This is a genomic window from Streptomyces durbertensis (assembly GCF_014156695.1).
GTDB classification, from domain to species: domain Bacteria; phylum Actinomycetota; class Actinomycetes; order Streptomycetales; family Streptomycetaceae; genus Streptomyces; species Streptomyces durbertensis.
In genome coordinates, this window is record NZ_WMLF01000343.1 from 1 (window position 1) to 5892 (window position 5892).

The following is a 5892-nucleotide window of genomic DNA, read 5'->3' on the forward strand; positions in this document are numbered from 1 at the left end:
GGCGGGGAGATGCTGCCGGTGCTGCCGCTGGGCGCGGGGCTGGCCTCGCTCGGCCTGGGCATGACGGCGCTGGCGCTTCGGATGCGCAGCCGCGGGCGGTGAGTCGTGTGTGCAGAATGGGGGTATGACACAGCCGATGCATGAACGGTCGCAGGAGAGCCAGCAGGTCCTGGTGATCGGCCCCGACGGAATGGCTCTCGGCAACGCCGCCGCGCCTGGTGGCGACGACGACGAGCCTCGCGAGGTGCCGGTGACGGACATGGTCGAGCAGCCCGCGAAGGTCATGCGTATCGGCAGCATGATCAAGCAGTTGCTCGACGAGGTGAAGGCCGCGCCGCTGGACGAGGCGAGCCGTGCGCGGCTCAAGGAGATCCACTCCAGCTCGGTCAAGGAGCTGGAGGACGGGCTCGCGCCCGAGCTGATCCAGGAACTCGAGCGGATCTCGCTGCCGTTCACCGACGACGTCGTGCCGAGCGAGTCGGAACTGCGGATCGCGCAGGCGCAGTTGGTGGGCTGGCTGGAGGGCCTGTTCCACGGTATCCAGACGACGCTGTTCGCGCAGCAGATGGCGGCGCGGGCGCAGTTGGAGCAGATGCGCAGGGCGCTGCCGCCCGGCACGTCGCACGAGGGCCAGGAGGGCCCCGAGGGCGGCGCCCGCTCCGGTCCCTATCTGTGACATGACATGAGATGACGGGACGGGCCCGGTACGTCGGTCGACGTACCGGGCCCGTCCCGTGTGCGGCGCCGCCCGGAGGGGCGGGGCCGGCTCAGGTCCAGGTGATGAGCCGCTTGGGGTGTTCGAGGACGGCGGCGGTGTCCGCGAGCACCTTGGAGCCGAGTTCACCGTCGACCAGGCGGTGGTCGAAGCTGAGCGCGAGGGTGGTGACCTTGCGCGGCTTGACCTTGCCCTTGTGCACCCACGGCATGTCCTTGATCGCGCCGAAGGCGAGGATCGCGGACTCACCGCGGTTGAGGATCGGCGTGCCGGTGTCGACGCCGAAGACGCCGACGTTGGTGATGGTGACCGTGCCGCCCTGCATGTCGGCGGGCGACGTCTTGCCCTCGCGCGCGGTGCTGACCAGGTCGCTGAGCGCGGTGGACAGCTCCGGAAGGGTCTTTGCGTGCGCGTCCTTGATGTTCGGCACGATGAGACCGCGCGGGGTGGCGGCGGCGATGCCCAGGTTGACGTAGTCCTTGTAGACGATCTCCTGGTTGGCCTCGTCCCAGGACGCGTTGACGTCCGGGTTGCGGCGGATCGCGACCAGCAGCGCCCTGGCCACGAGCAGCAGCGGGTTGATCCGCAGCCCGGCCATCTCCGGGTCTTCCTTGAGCGTCTTGACGAGCTTCATCGTGCGGGTCACGTCGACCGTGACGAACTCGGTGACGTGCGGCGCGGTGAAGGCGCTGCTGACCATCGCGGCGGCGGTGGCCTTGCGGACGCCCTTGACCGGCACCCGGCGCTCGCGGATCGCGGCCATCGACTGCGGCTCGACGGACGGCGCCTCACCGGCGGTGGCCGCCGTGACGACCTGCGACGCCGCGGGGGCGGGCTCGGCGGCCGGTGCCGGCGCCGCGGCCCGGTGCACGTCGTCCCTGGTGATGATCCCGTCCGGCCCGGAGGGGGTGACGGTGGCCAGGTCGACGCCGAGGTCCTTGGCGAGCTTGCGGACCGGCGGCTTGGCCAGCGGCCGGCCACCGGTCTGCCCGCTGGGGACGGGACCGGGCACGCCGGCGCCGCTCGCCGGCTCGGTGGGGACAGCGACCGGGGAGGGCGCGGCGGTGGCGCCGTTCAGCTCCGCCTGCACCGCCTGGTGCGCCTGCCGGGCCGCCGGCTCGGTGGGCTGCGCCTTGCGCGGGCGCCGCTTGGTGGAGGCGGTGGAGACGCCGTACCCGACGAGGACGGGCTGCCGCTTGCCGCCCTCCTCCTCGTCGGTTTCGGCGGCTGCCGGCTCCGCGGGGGCCGGGGCCTCCGCCACCGGGGCTTCCGCCGCCGGGGCGGCCGGGGCGGCGGCCTCGGCGGGGCCCGCGCCCGGGTCGGTGTCGACGGTGATGATCGCCGTACCGACGTCGACGGTCGTGCCCTCGGGGAAGTGCAGGTCGCTGACGACGCCGTTGTAGGGGATCGGCAGCTCGACGGCCGCCTTCGCGGTCTCGACCTCGCACACGACCTGGCCGTCGGTGACGGTGTCACCGGGCTTGACCATCCAGCTGAGGATCTCGGCCTCGGTCAGGCCCTCGCCCACGTCGGGCATCTTGAACTCGCGGAACCGCTGCGCGTTCCCGGTCGTAGTTGTCACGCTCACGACTCTCTCCAGCCCTCTCAGTACGCCAGCGCGCGGTCGACGGAGTCCAGCACGCGGTCCAGACCGGGCAGGTACTCCTCTTCGAGCCTGGCCGGCGGGTAGGGCGCGTGGAAGCCGCCGACGCGCAGCACCGGGGCCTCCAGGTGGTAGAAGCAGCGCTCGGTGATCCGGGCGGCGATCTCCGCGCCGGAGCCGTAGAACACCGGCGCCTCGTGCACGACGACCAGCCGGCCGGTCTTCTCCACGGACTTCTGCACGGTGTCGAAGTCGATCGGGGACATCGACCGCAGGTCGACGACCTCCAGCGACTTGCCCTCCTCCTCGGCGGCCGCGGCGGCCTCCAGGCAGGTCTTCACCATCGGGCCGTAGGCGACGAGGGTGAGGTCCGTGCCGGTGCGGGCGACGCGGGCGGTGTGCAGCGGGCCGGGGATGGCGGAGGTGTCGACCTCGCCCTTGTCCCAGTAGCGACGCTTCGGCTCGAAGAAGATCACCGGGTCGTCGGACTCGATGGCCTGCTGCATCATCCAGTAGGCGTCCGAGGCGTTGGACGGCGAGACGCACTTCAGGCCCGCGACGTGCGCGAACAGCGCCTCGGGCGACTCGCTGTGGTGCTCCACGGCGCCGATGCCGCCACCGTAGGGGATGCGGATGACAACGGGCAGCTTGACCTTGCCGAGCGCCCGCGCGTGCATCTTCGCGAGCTGCGTGACGATCTGGTCGTAGGCGGGGAAGACAAAGCCGTCGAACTGGATCTCCACGACCGGCCGGTAGCCGCGCAGGGCCAGGCCGATGGCGGTGCCGACGATGCCGGACTCGGCGAGCGGGGTGTCGATGACCCGGTCCTCGCCGAAGTCCTTCTGGAGGCCGTCGGTGACGCGGAAGACGCCGCCGAGCTTGCCGACGTCCTCACCCATGATCAGGACCTTGGGGTCGTTCTCCAGGGCCCGGCGCAGCGACTCGTTGATCGCCTTGGCGAGCGGCAGCTTCTGCGCGCTGGTCTGAGCGGTCATGTCAGTTGCCCTCCTGGTGGGCGGAGTCGGCGAAGGACGCCAGGTAGTCGGCGAACTGGGCGCGCTCCTCGTCGACGAGGGCGTGGCCGTCGGCGTAGGCGTTCTCGAAGATCGCCATCACGTCCGGGTCGGGCATGGTGCGGATCTTCTCCCGGACGCTGAGGCCGAGCTCCTCGCTCTCCGTCTCCAGGCCGGCGAAGAACTCCTCGTCCGCCAGGCCCTGCTTCTCCAGGTAGGTGCGCAGCCGCAGGATCGGGTCCTTGGCCTCCCACGCGACGCGCTCGTCGTCGGTGCGGTAGCGGGTGGGGTCGTCGGAGGTGGTGTGGGCGCCCATGCGGTACGTGAACGCCTCGACCAGCATCGGGCCCTGCCCGGAGCGGGCGTGCGCCAGCGCCGCGCGGGTCACCGCGAGGCAGGCCAGCACGTCGTTGCCGTCGACCCGGACGCCCGGGAAGCCGTAGCCCTGGGCGCGCTGGTAGATCGGCACGCGGGACTGCTTCTCGGTGGGCTCGGAGATCGCCCACTGGTTGTTCTGGCAGAAGAACACCACCGGCGCGTTGTAGACGGCCGAGAAGGTGAACGCCTCCGCCACGTCGCCCTGGCTGGACGCGCCGTCGCCGAAGTAGGCGATGACGGCCGAGTCGGCGCCGTCCTTGGCCACGCCCATCGCGTAGCCGGTGGCGTGCAGCGCCTGCGAGCCGATGACGATCGTGTAGAGGTGGAAGTTGTTGGTGTTCGGGTCCCAGCCGCCGTTGTTCACGCCCCGGAACATGCCGAGCAGGTTCGACGGGTCCACGCCGCGGCACCAGGCCACGCCGTGCTCACGGTAGGTCGGGAAGACGTAGTCGTCGTCGCGCAGCGCCCGGCCGGAGCCGATCTGCGCCGCCTCCTGGCCGAGCAGCGAGGCCCACAGGCCCAGCTCGCCCTGCCGCTGGAGGGAGGTGGCCTCCGCGTCGAACCGGCGGGTGAGCACCATGTCGCGGTAGAGGCCGCGCAGCTCGTCGGCGGTGAGGTCGATGCTGTACTCGGGGTGCTCGACGCGTTCGCCCTCGGGCGTCAGAAGCTGGACGAGCTGCGGCTGGTCGGCGCCCCCGGTCGCCTTGGCGGAGGTCCTGGTGGTCTTCCTGGCGGCCGTCTTCGCCGCCGTCTTCCTGGCGGCGGCCGGCTTCGCGGCGGCCGACTTTGCGGCGGCGGCCGGCTTGGCGGACTTCGCCGGCGCTTTGGCCGTTGTGCGCTTTCCGCTGCTGCGACGCGCTTCGTCGCGCGCGGCAGTGCTTTCCACGGTCACGAGTGCTCCTCCGTCGGTCCGGCCCCCGGGGTCTCCGGATGAGCCAGTGCGGCTCGCCCGGTTCGGCCACGGCGCACGGGGTGGGTGCGGCGCGTAGCGTGCCGGACGTGACAGGTGTCGGCCCTTCACAAACGGCCCGCTAAAGGCACCGTACCCAGTATTTCCGCACAAGGGCGAAACCCTCTTGACCTGCGATTTCCTTGGAAATCAAAGTAATTTCCGAGGATGTCGCGGCAAGCCGGGAACGTCACTGGTCACAGCCTGGCAAGCCCGAAGGACTAGCGCACGTTAACCCGCACCCCCAGGTGACGGGAAGAGCAAGCGGGGGGTCAGTATGTGAGACGGGCGAAGCGGTCACCGGGCGTGGAAGGGGCATTACGGTCGCGTAGGTTACGACAGGTAACTCCTGTGGTTGCTGTGGGTGACCGTGGCGGGGTCCCGTCACGGTTGGGTATCGATCGGGTGAGAGGGGCGGCCTGCGGACCGGTCGGGTGAGCCGGTCGGGTGAACCGGCCCCGGCGGCCCGCCCGACGCGGCCGTCCGGGTCAGGCGGCCGGCGCTCACCCGGCAGCCCGTCGGCTCACCGGCAGCCCGCCGGCTCACTCGCAGAAGGCGTCGCGGACCGTCGGGTACTCGGCCGTCCACCACACCACCAGCGCGGCGGCGGCCGGGAACTGGGCGTCGGTGCGGTGGTCGCGGAGCTGGTACCGCCAGCGCAGCATCCAGAAGTCGTTGAGCCGCTCCCACCACACCCGGTGCACGGCCGCGGCCAGCTCGGCGGGGCCCGCGCCCGTCGCGTCCCGGTAGGCGCGGGCGTACGCCCCCAGCTTGCCGAGGTCGAGCGTGCCGTCCTGGCGGAGGAAGAAGATCACCCCGGCCCGTACGACCTCCTCCGCCAGCGGCTGCACGTCCAGCCGGTCCCAGTCGACGATCGCCAGCGGCTCGTGCGGCGCGGTGCCGGCGTACAGGACGTTGAGCGGGTGGAAGTCGCCGTGCACCCAGCCCCGGGTCGGCGCGCTGCCGGGCGCCGGGCGGCGGTGCGCGTGCCGGCGCAGCAGCTCCCGGCGCTCCCGAAGCCGGTGGGCGGCGAGCAGGTCGAAGCCGTCGAGCCGGCGGCGCTTCCTGATCCGGGCCAGCAGGTCGTCGATGACCACCAACGTGTGCCGGGGGTCGGCGCCGGCGCACGCTCCCGGGGCGCCGGGCGCCCGGAGGCTCGTCGCACGCGGGTGGGCGGCGCCGGGGCAGGCGTCGGCCACCGGCCGCCACCCCGGCCCCGGGCGCGGGTCCGGGT

Annotated in this window: 5 protein-coding genes; 1 reads left to right on the forward strand and 4 read right to left on the reverse strand. The window is 72.0% G+C overall.

Features of this window, described 5'->3' with window-relative positions; translation table 11 throughout:
- Positions 1 to 124: 124 nt before the first annotated feature.
- The gene (locus GL263_RS19800) at positions 125 to 676 is read left to right on the forward strand and encodes a bacterial proteasome activator family protein (protein WP_323379488.1); all 552 of its coding nucleotides are present in this window, start codon (positions 125 to 127) and stop codon (positions 674 to 676) included.
- 91 nt (positions 677 to 767) lie between these two features.
- Here GL263_RS19800 and GL263_RS19805 read toward each other — a convergent pair whose 3' ends face one another.
- The 4 genes from GL263_RS19805 to GL263_RS19820 form a co-directional block, all read right to left on the reverse strand.
- Positions 768 to 2252 carry a dihydrolipoamide acetyltransferase family protein gene (locus GL263_RS19805; protein ID WP_182857082.1) on the reverse strand — a complete coding sequence of 495 codons (1485 nt, stop codon included), beginning with the start codon at positions 2250 to 2252 and terminating at the stop codon, positions 768 to 770.
- A gap of 68 nt (positions 2253 to 2320) precedes the next feature.
- Positions 2321 to 3313: an alpha-ketoacid dehydrogenase subunit beta gene (locus tag GL263_RS19810; RefSeq protein WP_182857079.1), complete on the reverse strand. Its 993-nt coding sequence runs from the start codon at positions 3311 to 3313 to the stop codon at positions 2321 to 2323.
- A 1-nt stretch (position 3314) separates the two neighbouring features.
- Positions 3315 to 4601 carry a pyruvate dehydrogenase (acetyl-transferring) E1 component subunit alpha gene (pdhA, locus tag GL263_RS19815; protein WP_323379489.1) on the reverse strand — a complete coding sequence of 429 codons (1287 nt, stop codon included), beginning with the start codon at positions 4599 to 4601 and terminating at the stop codon, positions 3315 to 3317.
- Positions 4602 to 5200: 599 nt separating this feature from the next.
- The coding region (locus GL263_RS19820; RefSeq protein WP_182857080.1) for a phosphotransferase at positions 5201 to 5892 on the reverse strand (692 nt) is incomplete at its 5' end.

What these genes read in the sequence shown, in the direction of transcription:
- GL263_RS19800 (WP_323379488.1), top strand. Translation starts at nt 125, where the DNA reads ATGACACAGCCGATGCATGAACGGTCGCAGGAGAGCCAGCAGGTCCTG.
- GL263_RS19810 (WP_182857079.1), bottom strand. Translation starts at nt 3,313, where the DNA reads ATGACCGCTCAGACCAGCGCGCAGAAGCTGCCGCTCGCCAAGGCGATC.
- GL263_RS19805 (WP_182857082.1), bottom strand. Translation starts at nt 2,252, where the DNA reads ATGCCCGACGTGGGCGAGGGCCTGACCGAGGCCGAGATCCTCAGCTGG.